Source organism: Natrarchaeobius halalkaliphilus (genome assembly GCF_003841485.1).
In the GTDB taxonomy this organism is placed as follows: domain Archaea; phylum Halobacteriota; class Halobacteria; order Halobacteriales; family Natrialbaceae; genus Natrarchaeobius; species Natrarchaeobius halalkaliphilus.
The window spans coordinates 57627-75397 of the sequence record NZ_REFY01000007.1 but is presented as its reverse complement, the minus strand read 5'-3'; the positions used below and the strand labels follow the sequence as shown (position 1 = coordinate 75397).

8 protein-coding genes and 2 pseudogenes are annotated in these 17771 nt (G+C 61.2%); 7 read left to right on the top strand and 3 right to left on the bottom strand.

The genetic code is table 11. The features are described from left to right. Nucleotides 1-55 precede the first annotated feature (55 nt). Nucleotides 56-628 carry a VOC family protein gene (locus EA462_RS16045; protein ID WP_124179590.1) on the top strand — a complete coding sequence of 191 codons (573 nt, stop codon included), beginning with the start codon at nt 56-58 and terminating at the stop codon, nt 626-628. Nucleotides 629-1528: 900 nt separating this feature from the next. Here EA462_RS16045 and fdhF read toward each other — a convergent pair. Both fdhF and EA462_RS16035 read right to left on the bottom strand, forming a co-directional pair. Next, on the bottom strand, nt 1529-4855 hold the full coding sequence (gene fdhF, locus EA462_RS16040) for a formate dehydrogenase subunit alpha (protein WP_124179589.1): 3327 nt from the start codon (nt 4853-4855) through the stop codon (nt 1529-1531). Continuing rightward, the gene (locus tag EA462_RS16035) at nt 4852-6375 is read right to left on the bottom strand and encodes an NADH-ubiquinone oxidoreductase-F iron-sulfur binding region domain-containing protein (protein ID WP_124179588.1); all 1524 of its coding nucleotides are present in this window, start codon (nt 6373-6375) and stop codon (nt 4852-4854) included. Before EA462_RS16035 ends, fdhF begins: the two co-directional genes overlap by 4 nt. Before the next feature lie 1188 nt (nt 6376-7563). On the opposite strand from EA462_RS16035, the pseudogene EA462_RS16030 reads away from it, so the two are divergent. From EA462_RS16030 to EA462_RS16020, 3 genes and pseudogenes are all read left to right on the top strand, one after another. Beyond that, nucleotides 7564-7904 (top strand): annotated as a pseudogene (locus EA462_RS16030) (IS5/IS1182 family transposase); the annotation flags it as partial. Nucleotides 7905-8122: 218 nt separating this feature from the next. After that, nucleotides 8123-9936 (top strand): annotated as a pseudogene (locus EA462_RS16025) (transposase). A gap of 707 nt (nt 9937-10643) precedes the next feature. Further along, entirely contained in the window at nt 10644-11858 is a 1215-nt protein-coding gene (locus EA462_RS16020; protein ID WP_124179587.1) for an aminotransferase class V-fold PLP-dependent enzyme, read from the top strand. Between the two features lie 25 nt (nt 11859-11883). Here the strand turns inward: EA462_RS16020 and EA462_RS16015 are convergent, their stop codons facing one another. Then, entirely contained in the window at nt 11884-14172 is a 2289-nt protein-coding gene (locus EA462_RS16015; RefSeq protein ID WP_165872111.1) for a methyl-accepting chemotaxis protein, read from the bottom strand. 232 nt (nt 14173-14404) lie between these two features. Between EA462_RS16015 and EA462_RS16010 the strand changes: the two genes are divergently transcribed. From EA462_RS16010 to EA462_RS16000, 3 genes are all read left to right on the top strand, one after another. Then, a complete protein-coding gene (locus tag EA462_RS16010; RefSeq protein WP_124179585.1) occupies nt 14405-14632 on the top strand; it encodes a hypothetical protein in 228 nt (75 codons plus the stop codon). Nucleotides 14633-14754: 122 nt separating this feature from the next. Next, nucleotides 14755-15666: a HEAT repeat domain-containing protein gene (locus EA462_RS16005; protein ID WP_124179584.1), complete on the top strand. Its 912-nt coding sequence runs from the start codon at nt 14755-14757 to the stop codon at nt 15664-15666. Between the two features lie 237 nt (nt 15667-15903). Continuing rightward, a complete protein-coding gene (locus EA462_RS16000; protein ID WP_165872110.1) occupies nt 15904-17718 on the top strand; it encodes an ABC transporter substrate-binding protein in 1815 nt (604 codons plus the stop codon). Nucleotides 17719-17771 lie beyond the last annotated feature (53 nt).

Genomic DNA, 17771 nt, shown 5'->3' with positions numbered 1-17771 from the left:
ACTACTCTCCGCTGGAACCGGAAAACTCAATATACCTCGCTCGAGGGTATACTGCATGGTCGTTGATAATATGGGTCTAGACCACGTAGCGATCAAAGTACGGGATATCGAGCAGACGATCGAGTTCTACACCGACGTGATGAACATGGCGGTGTCGGATCGAATCGGCGACACGGTCGCGTTCTTGCGCACTCCTGCCGTCTCAGAGCAGGCCGACCACCACGAAATGAACATCACGCAGTACTCCGATGAGGAACTCGACGTCCTCGAGCAGCGAGGAGAACTCGAACTCGACCTTCACGAGTTCGAGGAGGATCTCCCCGAGGGCGGACCACCGATGCTCCCCACCACGGGCCCGATCTATCACATCGCGTTCGAAGTTCCGAACTATCAGTCGATCCGGGATGCTGCAGATGAACTCGAGGCTCGAAACCATCCGATTTATCGCGGACCTGGTCGACACGGTCCCGGTAACAACATCTTCCTGTACTTCCCGGATCCGGACGGCTATCCAATCGAGCTAACCGCGAAGATGGAAGAAGCACCGGAGGACGGCGGCCGCCCCGCACGACAGTGGCCGCAGTCCCCCGACACGTGGAACGTCTGGCGTAACGCCGAGGACCTGTAGACGACCGCCAGCCCGATTTCCGTCGTTTCGGTTGTCCCCACGTTGCCGCAGGGCGCTTATCGCCGCTTTTCCTGCGTGCTGTCCATCTCGAGACCAGTTATTGGGCGGGGGGTTCTGTACCAAAACTGGCGTCTACCCCATCCGCGTTACGTTCGATCCGTCATTCGGGGCGCTGATGAGTTTCCCGCCGGTTGTCACGCTGGACCCCGTCTCGATGTAGTTAGGAAAGCGTTCTCACGATGTCGTCGTCTCGTGCGTGTTTGTGTATGGCGAACGATCCTCTCGTCGTCATCACGCACGGACCCGCTCGAACCTTCTCGGTTTCGAAGGGTAATAATGGTCTGGTAACTGTAAAGTTCAGCCGGTAATTTTGTCACGTGATTGATTTTTGGGGAAAGCATCGCCGGCTACTCGTCCACCCCGTTGATTTTGTCATTGACAAACTCCCACTTTTCCGGCGAACGGAGTATCGGTCCTGCTAGATGTCCCTCTCTCATGCGCCTCCTTCCCACACCTGATACGCAATTGGTCCGGGCTGTTTGTCATAGACAAATCCATACTACCCGCTAATCCCGTTCCACTAAATTACAATAGTATGAATGTAAATAGACTGTCGTCCTCCATCGTCAGTTCGATCGTCTAAACCAACGGAAACATCGAGCGAAGCCCATCGATTCCGTCGACTCGGCCGCGCTGGATGTGCTGTTCGAGTCGACGACGGAATCAACTCGAGCCGCCGAGATCACGTCACCGCCTGGTACCGCGTCACAACGCAAGGACCGCGGGAACCGGTCTCGTCGCCCCTCATTCGAACCCTGGACCCGAACGATACTACCGACTGCCTCGAGCGCCTCGACGAACCGCCGTGTCGCTCACACCGCCTGACTCCGGCGAGCGGCGTCAGTCGTCGACGGCCGTTCCGCCGCCCGCACCGACGTCGGGCGTCCGAAGCACGTCCGCGTCGGTCTCCGGGCCGAGCGCTTCGACGCGGACGCTCGAGACCTTGTACTCGGGGATCCCCGACCGGGGGTCGAACGTCTTCTGGGTGAGTTTGTTGACCGCGCCGGCGGCAAAGTGCATCGGGATGAACAGCGTTCCCGCGTCGACGCGGTCGGAGACCCGCGCTCTGACGACGATCTCACCCCGGCGGGACTCGACGCGAACGTAGTCCCCGTCGGCGACGTCGAGTTTCGCGGCCAGCTCCGGATGGATCTCGACGAAGCTCTCCCCGACGTGGCTCATGAGCCCCTCCACGCGGCGGGTGAGTTGTCCCGTATGCCAGTGATAGAGGACGCGACCGGACGTGAGCGTGAGCGGATACTCCTCGTCGGGAATCTCGCCGGGGTGGCCGCTGTCCGCCGGGACGAACCGCGCGAGTCCGTCGTCGAAGTTGAAGTTTCCGTCCTCGTAGTCGTACAGGTACGGAGTTCCCGGGTGATCTTCGGTGGGGCAGGGCCACTGGAGGCCGTGCTGGGGCCCCTCCTCGAGTCGCTCGTAGCTGACGCCGCCGTAGATCGGCACGAGGTCGCTGATCTCGTCCATGATCTCCCGTGGGTGATCGTACGCCCAGTCGCGTCCGAGCCGGTTCGCGAGTTCCTGGGTGATCTCCCAGTCCTGGCGCGCGGTTCCGGGCGGTTCGGCCGTCGGCCGGACGCGCTGGATTCGCCGCTCCGTGTTCGTGAACGTTCCGTGTTTCTCCGGCGACGTCGCCGCAGGGAGCACCACGTCGGCGTGTTCGGCCGTCTCGGTCATGAAGATGTCTTGGACGACGAGGAACTCGAGCGCCTCGAGGGCCTCCCCCGCGTGATCGACGTCCGGTTCGGAGAGCGCCGGGTTTTCGCCGACGACGTACATCCCCCGAAGATTTCCGGCGTTGGCTTCGTCGAACATCTCCGGCACCGTGAGTCCCGGTTCTGCCGGCGGCCGCTCGCCCCAGGCGTCCGCGAACGTCGCTCCGACGTCGTCGTCGGCCGGATCCTGATAGCCGGGGAGGCTCCCGGGCAACGTTCCCATGTCACCGCCGCCGCCCTGAACGTTGTTCTGGCCGCGGAACGGGGAGAGGCCGGCACCCGGTTTCCCGACCTGACCGAGCGCGAGCGCGAGGTTCGCGAGCGCGAGGACGTTCTGCGTGCCGTGGCTGGACTGGGTCATTCCCATCGCCCATCCGAAGACGACGGTGTCGGCCGCCGCGAGCGTCTCGGCGGCCGACTCGAGTTCGTCCGCCGGAACGCCGGTCAGTTCCTCGACTCGCTCGGGCGTGTACGGCTCGACCTTCTCGCGGAGGTCCACGAAGCCGGTGGTGTTGCGCTCGACGAACGCCTCGTCGTGGAGGTCGTGTTCGACGACGTACCGAATCAGCCCGTTGATCCAGGCAACGTCGTAGCCGGGTCTGGTCCGGGTGTACTGGTCGGCGTGTTCGGCGACTCCGACCTTGCGCGGATCGAACACGAGCAGGTCGGCACCATCACGGACGTTTTGCTTGATCCGCGTCGCCAGAACGGGATGGGATTCGGTCGTGTTCGAGCCGGTGATGAGGTAGGCGTCCGCTTCGCCGACGTCCTCGTTGATGCGGTTGGTCATCGCGCCGTAGCCGACCGTCTGCTGGAGCGCGGCGACCGTCGAGGAGTGACAGAGACGGGCGCAGTTGTCGATATTTTTCGTTCCGAGGACCTGTCTGGCGAACTTCTGGACGAGATACGCTTCCTCGTTCGTCCCCTTCGATGAGGCGAGACAGCCGACGGCGTCTACGCCGTGTTCGCGCTGGATCCGATCGAGGTTCTCGGCGACGTACTCGAGCGCCTCGTCCCACGAAACGGCCGTAAATTCGCCGGATTCGGTTCGGACGAGCGGCTCCGTCAGCCGTCGTTCGCTGTTGGCGAACTCGTGGCCGAACTTCCCCTTCACGCAGGTCGAGAAGTCGTTCGCGGGTGCCGCGGACGGTTCTTCGACCGGTTCGACGCCGAGCGTCTCGCCGTCTTTCCCTACCATCTCGAACCGACAGCCGACCGCACAGAAGCCACACGTCGTCTCCTCGACGTCGATCCGATCGAGACGGACGTCGCTGACGAGATCGGCGACGTCGAAGAGCCTCCCCTCTGACAGCGACGCCATCGCGATTCGTTCGGCGGTGTGTTCGCCGGCCAGCATCGCCCTGTGGCCGTACTCGGCGGCCATATTCGTCGCCCGGTCCCTGGCGGCTTGTGCGTAGCGAGCGACTCCCGTCGATTCGTCCCCGTCCGGTCCACCGGCGGATTGGGGGCCGTCGGCTCCGCCGGGAGCGGGGGTTCGGTTTGGCGCGGTCGTCTCGTCCAGCGTCTCGACGTCGTCGGTTTCGACGACCGTTCCGATGGAATTGCGTTGCGTGAAGCCGGGAAGCGGCAGCGTTCCGACGCCGCCGATCCCCTTCTCGGTGAGCGCGCCGGTCGGACAGACCGTCGCACAGTGCCCGCACGAGACGCACTCCGACTCGGCCATCGTCTCCGCCTCCGACTGAAACCCGATCCGTGTGTCCTCGCCGTGGCCCTCGATCCGGAGGACGCCCTCCACCTGCACGTCGTTGCAGCCGTCGACGCACCGGTTACAGAGGATGCACTTGTTCCGGTCGATCTGGATGAACGAGGAAGTGTCGTCGATCGGCTCGTACTCGTCTCGGTCCGCGAACACGCCGTAGCGCGGATGGTCGACGCCCTCGTCGATCGCGGCGTCCTGCAGTTCACACCGGCCGTTCCCGTTACAGGTCGTACAGCGGAGGTTGTGGTTCGAGAGAACGAGATCGAGGTTGACGCTCCGGCTCTCCTCGGCGTTCGGGGTATCGGTCCGAACTGCCAACCCGTCCTCGGCCGGATACGAACAGGCGGGGACGAGGCCCCGTTCGTCGGTATCGACCATACAGGTCCGGCACTCGCTTCTCGGACCGATCTCGTCGGCCCCGTCGCCGTCCCGATCGTAGTAACAGAGAGCGGGAACGTCGGCTGCGTCCTCGAGTGCGTCGGTTCCCGGGCCGACGGTCACGACCCCGTCGTCGATCGCCTGTATCGCGTCGATGATCGTCGAACCGGGCGGAACGGTCACCGCCGTTCCGTCGATCGAAAGCGTCGTGGGACTGTCGCCGGCGGTGCCGACGGGTGGGTCGTTCGCCGTTCCGGTCTCGAACGTCGCCGTCACCGGCGTCCGTTCTCTCGGGTCGTCGATCGCCGGTACTCTCGGAAGTGGATCGTCCATACTCATCGGTTTTCGAAGCAGGTTCCGTTCGGACAGCGTCCGTCCGCGTGAACCCGGAACTCGGGTTCGAACTCGTTCATCGCCGATATCACGGGCCGCGGTGCGCAGGCTCCGATTCGACAGTTGCTCGAGCGCGACATGACGCGGCCCAGTTCGCGGATCTCGTCGCTCCGGAACGAACCCAGATACGTCTCGCGCAACAGTTCGGTAAGCTGTTTCGTCCCTTCACGTCCCGGAACGCATCGGCCGCTGTTCTCGAGCGAGGCAAACCGCGCCCGTTCGCCAGCGGTCGCGACCGGACAGCGGTCGTCGTTCAGCAGTTCGACGACGCCGTCGGTCCCGAGACCGGCCGCCGCGATCGCCGGTTCGGAGTCGACGACGTCCAGGTCGGCGGTTATGCCGCCGAAGACGCCGCCGACGCAGGCCATCTTGAACGCGCCGGTCATCGAGACGGCCTCGCGAACGGCCGCGAGTTCCGTCGCCGAATCGAGCTCGACGGTCGCCGGCGCGTCGACGTCGCCGGTGACGGTCACGAGCCGCGTTCCCGGATCGGGCGCGTCCGCGTCGAACGAGTCCGGATCGCGGAGCGCTCGCTGGACCTGCGCGAAGGTCCGCGGCGTGTGGACGACCGTCGGGCGGCCGTAGAGCCCGTACTCGGCGGGCGTCGGCGGCTTCCGGCGCGGTTCGATCCTGTCCGCACCCTCCATCACCTCGAGCGCGGCCGTCGGCGCGCCGGCGCGGTACTCGTCGGGACCGACGACCACCTCGGGAACGATCGAAAGGGCGTCCGCGGCCGCGTCCACGGCCCGTCGAAGGTGGCGCTCGAGTTCTTCGTCGCGTTCGTTCAGGTAGATCACCGCGTCCTCGGCCCCAACGTACGCCGCGACGGCCGCGACGCCGTCGAGGACCGCAATCGGGGCCCCCGCGAGGAGCGTTCGGTCCGCTCGGTGTCGGTCGTCGGGTTCGTTCGCGTTGACGACGACGACGGGGTCGCCGTCCGTCTCACGGGCCAGTTCCCACGCGTCAGCGGCCGGCTCGTCCTCGCGGGCGTCACCCCTGCCGCGGCCGAGTATTCCCACGTCCGCGACCGTGCCAGCGTGTCGCTCGCTCGAGCGGAGCGCGTGGTCCGCCGGCTCGAGCGGGTCGGCCCAGCCGCAGGGTCCGAGAACGCGCCGACAGCCGACCGACAGCGCGCCCGTTTCGGGGGTCGGTAACGCGGTCGCGTCCGGATCGTGGTCGACCGTCGCGTCGGTCGACGCCGCTGGAACGCCGTCCGACTCGAACGCCGTCACGAGGTCGGAGACTGCGGACGGGGCCGGATCGGGGAAGAGGACGGTCCGTCCTCCGTCGGTCAAAAGAACCAGCGGCTCTATGGCGTCGACACCGGTCGGTCCCGTGCGGACGACCGGAACTGCATCCGCGGCGTCGCGGGCGACCTCGCAGACGCGGTCGGCCCGCTGTGAGGAGACGTCCGCCGCGACGCGGACGACCGGAGAACGGCGAACGGTTCCTGATTCATCCGTCATCGATGGCAATCATTCGAGGAACGATACTAAAAACTACCCGAATGTCACTCCGGAATGCGAGATCGTGGAGTACGGTCGGCCGGCAGCCGTCTGGACATCCTCTGTGCGTGTTCAGGATCGGTTTCGGAGGGGTGACTCGAGACCAACCCTGGGATTTGTTATCGGCCTCGTCTCAAGGACAACAGCCGTTTTTTCACCGCCAGACGTGCCGATCACCCGCTGGCGACGGTCTTCGAAACCGAAGAGTATCCCGACGAACCACCGTAGGTCCCCTCGGTGCCTATCGCGACACCCCACATTTGATATAGCTAGATAGGATTGATCAATCCACATCTCGCACAGAGATCCGTTCTATCTACTACTGGTGTCAATATTCGTCCTGCAGCCCTCACTTAGTTAAATCACAGTTTAACAATGCAATCTGGTATCCGAAAATACCGTCACCGACAATCACACTCGAGAGACCGACTACGTAGGGATTTCACTGATTGTACGACCATCATTCGAACTGGTGGTCGTCGACGTGCAATAGCAATCGTTGCCTTTGCTTGTCCCTCGAGTGACGGTGAGTCGGGACGCCAAATCCCGGTCTAGAACATGACCGCGATGATCGTCACCACCGGTGTGGGGATTTCGCTCCGGCTTCTGAGTCCGGGCCGATGATTTGAGTCCCACAGTACGCGGTGGTGTATGCAGGGCTCGTTGATCTGCGTGTTTCGTACCGTGTCCTCTTTTTGTACTCAGCCCCGAATACACCTCATAGTGAGATATAAATATTCGATCGACGTGCTGCGAAGATAGGAAATAATGCATAGTCCAACAGCGACCACTTTCCGGACTGAGTGGTCACGCATACCCTTGCTCACAAGTGAATAGCCCGCTTTTATCAATTACAATGAGCCAAAGATCTGGACGTATTTGACCGGTAAAGATTCGTCCAAGTCACTATCAGTCGTTGGGACAGGACAATCGCTCTAAAGCTGGAGGGCATCGACGGTCTGATCCAGTGTACCGTTCCCAACGGCAGAAAACAACTGCAGAGAGATCACGTTTAGAGTGGGAACGCGAACGGTGATACGGTCTGTCGGACGACCATCCGTTCTAGTTTAACGGCTGCGTTGAATCACTAGACGGAAGCGGAACGAGTCAGTAAATCAAAGGAGTTGAAGCGGGAGGCTGCGAGTGTCTATGACGCAAATCTCCCGCTTCACTGGGGAAGTTGTGCCGATTGCTCAAAACGTTACTGGCGATGGAAGCGAATCCGCCGCCCCGGAAGGTGGTGGCGGATTCGCCGACTATGCCCTCGTTTCCCTGCATTGTCTGCGGATTTACCTCGATACGTCCTACCGAATGACGATTGACCTGTCAAGTAGATGTTACAAATGACCGGGGAGATCGGCCTCAGCGCGGCCGATCTCCCCACACCATCTACGTTATGTAAGGCGTTCGACCGGATCAGTATGAGCGTCTGTCGAGTGTTGCTGCGCCAGTCGGCGCAGTTACACGATCCATCCGAACACGCTGCTGTACACACTTTCCACCGGATCCCCACATTCCTAGTTACTGACGATTCTAGCTTGGCGGCTCTGGATACCTCGATCTGCTAAACTAGAACGGATGGTGGGAACACCTTGATTCGACGAGGCGTCTTGATAGCGCGGACTGAGAATCTACGCCCAAAGACTACGAAGTAGAGGGGGTCTTCACCACGAATACCGGCGGTCTCGTGGAAGCGCGGTCCTTCAATATGACGTTCAAGGAGATGGTCGACGGCGTTCTCCGTAGTTATCCGTACAGCAATAGATTCGATACGACCGATCGGCCACGCTCGAGGACCTCGTGTCCGAAGTGTCGGCGTGCTACCTTCGATTCTACGATACCTACGACCACCAACAGGGAGATCCGAAACCCTGGGAAGCAGTGTTCAGAGCGCATGTCCTCCGCTGCGTAAGGGGCTGGAAGAACGCAACGAAACTGTACCGGTACCTGAAGCAGAATCCGTTCCTCTGTACGCAGCTTGGATTCGAGGACATCCCGGACCAGTCTACGCTCTGGCGGGCGTGGGAAGATCGCCTCGGCAACGTGCAAGAGGCAGTTCGGGACGCCGCCGAAATCGTCGTCGACATCGCCCGCTACCACGACATTCCGCGCCCAAACCCGAGTTCTTGCCCAATCAACCGACCGGGACGGTGACGCGATCGAAGAGCAAGTGATACACTCGCCCGCGAGAAGGCCCGCGAAGTGTGGAAGGGTGCGAAACCGATCGTCGAGGACTGCTTCCACCTCGATCGCGGCGACAACGCCTCGATCCCCGACGGATTGTTCTGGGAGCAGCAGGCCTACCTCGGGATGGGTTCGGATCTTCACCCAAACGATGGCGCTGGAAATTTCGCACAGGACTCGACGCGAGAACGAACGCCGTCGGGTGACTCTCACCGACTTCAGACGAAGAGCCTCGGAGTCGAGCGAATCCGGACGATGCTGCGGGAGACCGCACGAACGCTCATTGCACGGGCGAAACCGAAGGACAAGATGGGCCGAAAACAGATGACAGCGCTCGACCTTACGAAGGGGACCCCGTGGGGAGGCAAGGTCACCCGCGACAGTAGCGGGGAGAATCAAGAGCCGTGGATTCTGGGGTACAAGGGCGAAGACGGCCCGTTCTTCCAGTGGGCAGTTATCAAGCTCGTCGGCCACGACGTCCCGCTCATCCTCGATGCCGTTCCAGTCGAACGTGGCCGGAATCGGGCTGATATCGTAGACGATCTCCTCGACGGCGCGACCGCTGTCGTTCCTGGGCTGGACCTCGTGATGATGGACCGCGAGTTTGCTAACGACGGCGTGAAGGACGCTTGCGAAGACCACGACGTCCACTACCTCAACCCTGGGGTCGTGCGGTCCAGCAGTGATCACGAACATCAGATCGCCAAGCTCGCCAGCGAGGACAAGGACTTCGACGTGGTCGAACAGGAGCGCCTTGACAACGGGCCAACGCGGAAGGCGGTCTATCTCCCGAAGCGTGAGTGGGAACGCGAAGAGAAAGACGACGACGGGACGGACGTGACGATTCGACAGGAGCTCATCGAGGACTTCGAGGACGTCGGCGACGCGACGCCGCTCTCGGAAGACCGCGACGGCGACTCGCTGTTAGGGAACCTCCTCAACGAGGTCGCTAACGAGGAAGAGATTGACAAACCGGTGCGGGTCGAAGCGCCGACGGTGCCCTTCGAGACGAACCTCCCGTGGGTGGACGTCGATCCCGCGGACGAGCGGGAGATGAAACACCAGATCGGCCGGTTGATGGTCCGCTACAAGCGACGCTGGGGTATCGAGAACGGATTCAAGAAGCTGAAGACGTACCTCGCGGAGACGCAATCGCCAGATCACCGATTCCGGTACTTCAACTTCGCGTTCGCGTGCGTGCTCTACAACTGCTGGCGGCTCGTGGACATCCTCGTACAGCTGGAACTGGACGGTGAAGTCGGGGACAAGCCGACGATCACGGCGAACTCGTTCCTAACGTTCGCCAAGAAGAGCTACGGTCTCGACCCTCCCGACTAACCTGCTCATTCTCTCTGGGTGTGCTCGGCCGGGAGCGGCAGCGCTGTCCTGAACGTCGATTTCTCCGACAGTTTATGAACGAAAGTCGATAGTTTTCTCAAAACCGTATCCTCAGAGGTTCTTGTCCGATCCTTTCAGCACATATAGGGTTGAAAACTGTGAATTATAGAGGTATCTTCGCAACACCACTCGATCGAATCGCCACAGAGAATCACGATATCGGGTTTCGCACCAACGTTCGAGCGTATGAGCCTACAGGGCATGATCACTACCACGTCCGTCTCCTCGTTGTCATCGGTGACGCCACTGCCCGAACTCGGCTGCGTGCATCAAAACTGAATCTTCTCTTGTTTCTATGTGCGAAAATTCCAGTATATAGGATCCGATATGAACCCCTCTCCTCTCTTTCCACCCACTTTTTTTACTAGTGTACCGATGTAACCCAACGAGGTCGTCTCCCTTGTGTTTCTCAGATAGAAACACTTCTCACAGTATTCAAGCGAGCGAGGAATTGGGTAGACCGGTGTCTGCTGTGACAATCCGGTGCGCCACTCGCACACTCGGTTCTCGAGCGCGTTGCAGCGTGGTTTTCTGCCGACAGTGTCGGACCAGCTCACCCGCCTCGTATTTCTCAGAGCGAAACTCCCGTCTCCCGTTGCGTTCAACAGAACATATATATAGCGGCCTGAATTTGTCTGTTACCAGCAATGGGAGACCGAACTGTCTACGACGATCTGGGTGTTCCCCGGGTCGTCAACGCTACCGGTACGAAAACCCGAATCGGCGGCAGTCGAATTCGTCCGGAGGCACTCGAGGCGATGGAACGCGCTGCGAACGAATTCGTGAGACTCTCTGATCTACAGGCAAACGCGAGCGATCTCATCTCCGAGGTCACCGGTGCGGAAGCCGGCTACGTAACCTCCGGTGCGGATGCCGGTATGCTTCTCTCCGCCGCCGCGGCGATGGCTGGCAACGATGTCGATGCCATGACGCAGCTGCCGGATACGTCCGGCGTGCCCGCCGAAATCATCATGCCACGGACCCATCGGACCGGCTACGACCACGCCTTTCGGGCGGCCGGGGCGACGATCGTCGACGTCGGGACCAACGATCGAGCGCTCGGAACCGGTTCGACGGCCGTCGAACTGTGGGAGATCGAAAACGCGATTTCGGACCGGACCGCTGCCATCGGTTACGTCCAAAAGTCCTACACAGAACCGCCGCTGTCGGCTGTTACCGACGTCGCGGCGAAGCACGACGTTCCCGTTATCGTCGATGCGGCCGCCGAACTCCCGCCGAAATCGAACCTATCACGGTTCATCGAGGATGGCGCGGATCTCGTCGTCTTCAGCGGCGGCAAAGCGATCCGGGGCCCCCAGACGACCGGTCTCGTCGCGGGACGCACGGACCTGATTCAGTCGATCGCCCTCCAGCATCTCGACATGCACGCCGCGAGCGAAGTCTGGGAACCGCCGGAGCAGTTGATCGATCTCGAGGAGATCGATGGCGTGCCCCGCCAGGGAATCGGCCGGCCGATGAAAGTCGGAAAGGAAGAACTCGTCGGCCTCATCGTCGCCCTCGAGTCCTTCCTCGACAGTGATCCGAACGCGCTTCGGGACCGGTGGTACAGCGACGCCGAATACATCTCGAAGGCGATCGAATCCGTCGATGGCGTCGAGACGAGACTCGTTGCGGGCGGTGATACCTCGGTTGCATCTGAGGTCGAAGTGCACGTGGATTCCGATACAGCCGCCTGCTCTGCGACGGAACTGGTCCGCGGGCTTCGATCGGAGTCCCCGCGAATATTCGTCGGTGCGGACCGCCTGGACGAAGCCGTCGTGACGATCAATCCGATGTGTCTCGAGGACGGCGAACGCGACTACGTCGTCGATCGCGTTCGCACGCACCTCGAGCGTCAGTGAAATAACCGATCCGCTGGGAAGTCGGTTACTGGTCGAATTCGAAGGAGGCTCCTCGAGTATCGTCCATCGGACCGTCGTCCGTGCCCTCCCCTCCGTTTTCGCCCCGATCCTCGTCGATATCGGGTTCAGCACCTGGCTCCGCCAGAAGCGTCGACTCGATCTCATCACCCGTCGTTTCCGTTTCGAACCGATCGAGCGCTTCGGAGAGCTGAGTCGCCTGACCGGAGAGATCGGAGACAGATTCCGACACTTCGCTCATCGCGGAGGTCTGTTCTTCGGCGGCAGCGGCTACGGATTCCGCCTCGGCAGTGGTTTCGTCGCTGATCGTCGCTGCGTCGTCGACGATCGCAACGACTTCCTGGGTCGTCGCGGCTTGCTCTTCGGTCGCAGCCGAAATTTCCTGGACTCCCTCATTGGTTTCTCGAGCGTATTCGGCGATCGCTTCGAGGGCGTCGACGGCGTCTTGAACCCGCTCGCTGGCGCTGTCGACGGCGGCGTTGGTCTCGGTGACCTCCGTTGCGGATCGTTCGGTCTGTTCCCGAATGGCTTCGAGACGGGTTTCGACCTGTTGGGCAGCGTATTTGGCGTCGTTCGAGAGCTCTTTGAACTCTTCTGCGACCGCACCGAAGCCGCCGTCCTCTTCGTTCGTTACGGACCGTGACGCTTCGATGTTGGCGTTCAGCGCCAGCATGTTCGTTTGCTTTGCGATCTCTTTGATCCAGTCGATCAACTCGTCGATCTGTTGAACCTCGTCTTCGAGCTGGCGGATTTCCGAGACCGTTCCCTCGACGTCGGTTTCGATCTCGTCCATCCCGTCGATCGCAGCCGTCGCGGCCCGCCGTCCGCGTTGGCCGGTGTCGGCTGTCCGTGCTGCGATGTCGGCCACCTGATTCGAGGAAGCGGCGATCTGTTGTGTCGTCGTCGAGAGCTGTTCGATCTCCTGGTTTGCCGTCTGCAGCGATTCGTGTTGTCGCTCGGCTCCTGTCGAGATTTCCTGGGTGGCTTGCGCAACCTGTTCAGATGCGGACCGGACCTCTTCGCTCGAGGCGGTAACCCGTTCGGATGCGGTGGCGACTTCGGCGGCGAACGCGTTGAGACGGTCGATGGTGGATTCGATCTCGGTAATCATCTCGTTGAACTCCGCAGCGATCGCGACCATCGCGTCGTTATCGCTTTCGGCGTCCATTCGGACGGTGAGATCGCCGGCGGCGGCCGACTGCATTACTGTACTGTACTGAGTCGCCGCGTGTTCGAGTTCGTCGTTCAGTCGGCCGACGCGCTTTCGCTCGCGTTCTGCATCCTCGCGTGCGGTCTCCGTCTTTTCTATCTGCTCGCGCAGCGAGACGCGCATATCGTCGAACGCCGCGTAGAACCGGCCAATCTCGTCGACGCGCGATGTGGTCAGGTCGACGTTCAGGTCGCCCGATCCCATCTGTGTAGCTTTCGACTGGAGACGGTGGAGCGGGAACACGGTCTGTCGACCCAGCACGACGCCGATGAACACGAGCGCGACGAGTGCAGAGGCGACGATCAACAGCACGTTCATTCCGACCGTCTGCTGGACCGCAAACGCCTCCGATTCGGGGATGCTCGTGACCGCAACCCAGTCCGTCCGGTCGACCGACTGATACGCCTGGACCGGATCGTCCCTGACGAACTGTCCGTCGCCTGTTTCGGCGGCTGCGGCGACCGCATCTCGGTCGAAGTCGTCGGAGGCGTCGTCTTCTGCGAGCAGAACCGGATCGCCGTCGGCGTTGACGAACGACGTCCACTGGACCCCGTCGTCGAGTTGTTGGTTTCGCAACTCGAGCGAGGCGTCCAGGACGACGATACGGTTGGTCCCCGAGACGTCCGTAGCGAAGCCAACGGCGTGCGTCTGGCCACCGCCGGGGACTTGATAGGACTGATCGGAGATCCACACGTCGCTTCGACCGGAGAACTCGTCATCGAGATTCCCTCGTGCCCACGGGAAGTCGTGATCGTCGAACGAGGCGCCGTTTTCGAGAGAGGTGCTGGCGACGATCGTTTCCGCTTCGACGTTGATTACGTGGATCCCGCTTCGATCGAGCGACGCCTGGCGCGGTTCGATCGCCGCTTCGACCGCCGACGGATCTTCGGCGGTCACTCCTTCGTACTCGCTTATCATTCGTGCTTCGAACTCGCGGACCTGGAGCCACTCGTTCATCGCGTCGGACTGCTGGGACGCTGCGGACTCGAGTGTCTCCTGTGTCTCCGTTTCGAGCGTCTGATCGACCTGTGCGTATCCGACCATTCCGGCGGCTCCGATCGCAAGCAACACTATCAGAATCGACACGGCGAACTTTACACCAAGCCGTCGCCTGATAACTGACGGGACGAGACGCGAGAAAACATTCCTTTTCATGTCTTATTTTTGCACTCTGTCCTACGGAACGTACTTAATCAGCACCCCTATAAATGTGTACTGGCCGATCCGCTCGAGGACGCAGTACCTTTATGCACCCGAGTGCGCATGTCCAGAATATGAACCGATTACGAATCGACGGCGGTCGCAATCGAGGCGGCCGATGAGCGCCCGAACCAGCTTCTGGAGCGTGATCAATACGTATCGGCCGATACTCTCGACGTTCTTCGCTATTCTCCTCGTGTTGTTCGTGTTGAATACGTTCGCGTTCGTCTCGATCGATCGAACCGCGGAGACGTTCGTAATCGTGCTGTTGAACTTCGGGATCCTGGGTGGATTGCTCGTCGCGACCGGACTGACGCTGTGGCGGTGTCGACAACACCGACTGTGACCGATTTCTCCCACGTCGCTCGAATTTTTCGCCTCGCTCGGTGAGGAAGACGTTGATTCGGGACGCCTCGAGCGAGCGTCGTGACGAACAAAGTTAAGGGCTTTCCACCGAGGATGGTACCAATGAGCGATCTCACGACCCGCTCGATGGAACTCCTCGAGCAGGCGGGAACGAACCCCGTCGCCGTCGAGGTAGACGAACTCGAGCCCCTGCTCGATCACGAAAACGGACACGTGCGACACACCGCGTTACGAACGCTGGCACTCGTCTGTGAGGCGGATCCGGATCGGGTTCGACCAGTGGTCGACTCCGTTCGTGACCGCGTCGACGATTCGTACTCGATCGCCTCGAGTACGGCGCTGGTGGTTCTTTCGCTCGTCGGGGAGACCGAACCGGATGCCGTCCGTCCGATCGCTCCGGCAATTATCGATCGACTCGACGATCCGTCTCCCGGCTACCGTTTCAGGGCGGCCTCAGCGCTGGTTCCGCTGGCGGAACCGTATCCCGACATCTTCGTCGAGCACGCGGACGATCTCGTCGATCTCCTCCGTGAAAACGCGGCCGTCGACCCGATGGGATCGGACGCGCTCGAGAGAGACAATCTCAGTCCGGATCGACTGCGAACGATGAACGAGGCCCGGACCCGAGACAGGGGATTATCGATCGCATTTCGCGAGATACTCGCACACCTTCTGGTTCACGTCGCTTCCGTAGATCCGGCCGCCATTGCCCACCGACTCGAGACGATAACGGATGAACTCGACGAAAGCGCAGATCCGGTTCGTCAGGCGCTGGTCGAGGTGTTCAGACACGTCGCAGAAGCCGACGCCGTCGACTGTGAGATCCCGATCGGTTCGCTGGTGGCGCTGCTCGAAGACGGGACGCCGACGACCCGGGCTCGTGTCGTTCGGACCCTCGGGTTTGCCGAAGCGATCGAAGCGGTCGCTCCCCTTCGTTCGCTGGCTGACCGAGCGGACGACGAGGCCGTCAGCGAACTCGCTTCCGAGACCGCAGACTGGCTCGCAGACCGGTAAGCGCCGTGGCTGGTCCTGACGGCAGCGGCCGGTGTTCGATTGGGAGCGATTCACTCGACCCGACGACCCCTGCTCGTTCCCGCTGTCACTCTCACGTCAGCGCTATCGGTTTGGAACCAGTCGGTAACCGATAGCGATTTTGTACACTCGGTCGGAACCGTCCCGATTCCATCGATATCAAGATGTTGAGTAATAAATGAGAACTTTTATATAATGACAAATCAACCACCAAGTTGTATGGTTGACAGCCAATCGCATGGGGACTACGGTGAGATAGTCTCTCGACGGAAGTTCGTGGAACTAACGGGTATCGCGGGAGCAGCAGCACTTGCGGGCTGTTCCGGTGGGGAAGAAACTGGAAACGGGAACGGGAACGGAAACGGATCGAGTTCACGCGATGAGGCACCGGATTTCTCCGAGGCCCGACTCAGAACCGCCAACTCGTTTTTCGACCCCGCCGACATTCAGTATAACAACCACCTCTGGGACGGCACGACCCACATCAACAACTCCATGTTCCCGGAGCTGGCGAAGTGGAACTACGTCACCCAGGAGTGGACGCCCCACGCGGCCGTCGACTGGAACGCGGAACCGGAGACGTTCACCGTCGAGCTCCGTGATGACCTCGTCTGGAGCGACGGAGAACCGATCACGGCGGACGACCTAGAGGACCGGCTACGGATCGGAGAGGAGATGGGCGAAGAGCTCTTCGAGTTTATCGACGACTACGAAGCCGTCGACGACACGACGCTCGAGATCTCGTATCCGGGGGGAACAAACCCATTCATCGTTGAACAGTCACTCTTGCACCACCACATCGATACGCCACGACAGATGTGGGGTGAGTTCGTCGATATGGACGACCCCGACATCGGGAACATCCAGTCGTTTACACCGATGGGTCTGGGTGGCGACGACGACGTGGACGAAGTCATCGCAGGCGGCACGGTCGTCCAGGACGAACGTGCGACCCAGAATATCTCATTCCGCGTGCGACACTCCGATGTGGAAATCGACGGTCAGGAGATCGTTCCCCACCCGGACGCCGACGAGAACATCAACTTCGCCGGCTACGAGATGGGATTCCGAGGCGGGAACAACGAGTACCACCAGAGCATGATGTCCGGTGAACTCGATGCGATGCACAGCGTCTTCGTTCCTCCGGAGACGGTCGATGCACTGGGAGACGATTGGCAGATGATTCCGACCGCGATGGGATTCGGCCCGGGACTCGTCTTCAATCACGACGACCCCCACTGGGGACAGCGAGAAGTTCGGCAGGCGGTCGCCCACATCGTCGACCGAGAACGAGCCGTCGAGGCCGTCGGAGACACGACTCAGGCACACGTCGAAACCCCGTCGGGAATCTCGACGTCGCTCGTCGATGAGTGGATCGACAAGGACCCGCTCGACACCTACACTGGCGGCGAGGACGCGGCGGAATCGCTGCTCCAGGACGCCGGATACGAACGCAACGACGACGGTGTCTGGGAGCGCGACGGTGACGCCCTCGAGGCGGACATTCTCGCACCCGGTGGCTGGACCGACTGGATCACCGCAGCCGACTCCGCGATCGACAACCTCAACGACTTCGGTATCGACGTGTCGATGGCGGTCACGCCGCGTCCGGAGATCACGGGCGAACGGCTGCCCGAAGGTGACTTCGAGATTGTCATCGAAGGATGGATTCCGGGCGGCATGAACGGGTTCTGGCCGTACTTCTCGTTCGAACACGTCTACCGAAATACGGAGTTCGCCGACGAGGAGAACCGACCGTGGAACAACCTGCCACAGGAACTCGACGGTATCGATACCCACGAACGACTCAACGACTTCGCTGGAACGCAGGATCAAGAGGAGATGGAGGAGATCGTTCAGGAACTGGCGGAACTCTACAACGAGATCCTCCCGGCCGTTCCGCTCACCGAGGGGTTCGAGCAGTCGTTCCTCAGCTACGATGGCTGGAACTTCTCCACCGACGCGGAGGACGTTCACAACCAGTGGCCACTCCACTGGCTCCCCAAGCAGGGCCAGCTGTGGGCGACCGAGTAGCGAACAGGTACACGTATATATGTTGCTTTCCGAGTATTATCTCACGAGTTGGT